Source organism: Dietzia sp. DQ11-44 (assembly GCF_014145205.1).
In the GTDB taxonomy this organism is placed as follows: Bacteria; Actinomycetota; Actinomycetes; order Mycobacteriales; family Mycobacteriaceae; genus Dietzia; species Dietzia natronolimnaea.
On the sequence record NZ_JAALEC010000002.1, the window covers coordinates 1 to 760 of the forward strand.

The 760-nt window shown below is 72.5% G+C and carries 2 protein-coding genes; both read right to left on the minus strand.

The window, feature by feature from the left end; all coding sequences use genetic code 11:
* Nucleotides 1-365, minus strand: a 365-nt coding sequence (locus G6018_RS00055; RefSeq protein ID WP_241731955.1) for a nitroreductase family protein, incomplete at its 3' end; no start/stop codon positions are given.
* Nucleotides 362-760 (minus strand): precorrin-3B C(17)-methyltransferase (locus G6018_RS00060; RefSeq protein ID WP_182638405.1); only part of this gene is annotated, 399 nt, incomplete at its 5' end. The genes G6018_RS00055 and G6018_RS00060, both read right to left, overlap by 4 nt.

The following is a 760-nucleotide window of genomic DNA, read 5'->3' on the forward strand; positions in this document are numbered from 1 at the left end:
ACCGGTGCCTGGAGGATGCCCTCGAGGCGCAGGGAGTCGTAGAGCTCGCGTCGCCGGCCGTCGAATCGCTCGGATTCCGCGCGGCGCACGGTGCGGAATCCCTCGTGGACGGCCTCGCGCACGCCGCGGTCCTCGATCACGGTGACGTGCCAGGGCTGGCTCAACCCGACACTCGGGGCCACGGCGAAGACCTCGAGGAGTCGATCGATGGTCTCGCGCGGCACCGGGGTGGGGTGGAAGTGCCGGTGGTCGCGGCGGGTGGCGAGGATCCGCCACAGCGCGTCGCGGTCGGGAGCTCCGATTCCGATTCCGCCTTCGCCGCCCTCGTCGTCGTCGTTTCTCTCACCCCGTGGAGCGCCGGTCATGACCGCACGAACCGCGGACTCCACACCCGCCCCGACTCGGTGACGCGGGTCCCGGACGCGCCCACGATGAGCAGGCACTTCATGTCCACCGAGTCGCAGTCGAGCTCGGCGAGAGTGGTGATGGTCAGGGACTCCTCGGCCCGGCCCACGTCACGTCCCACCACCACCGGGGTGGCCGGGTCGCGATGCCGGAGGAGGACGTCGCGGGCGTCGGCGACCTGGCGGGTGCGCGAGCGCGAGGCGGGGTTGTAGACCGCCAGGACCAGGTCCGCGGCGGCTATCGCGTCGAGACGACGGGAGATGACCTCCCAGGGCTTGAGCCGGTCGGACAGGCTCATCACGGCGAAGTCCGCGCCGATCGGGGCCCCGGCCCGGGCGGCGACCGCCTGGACGGC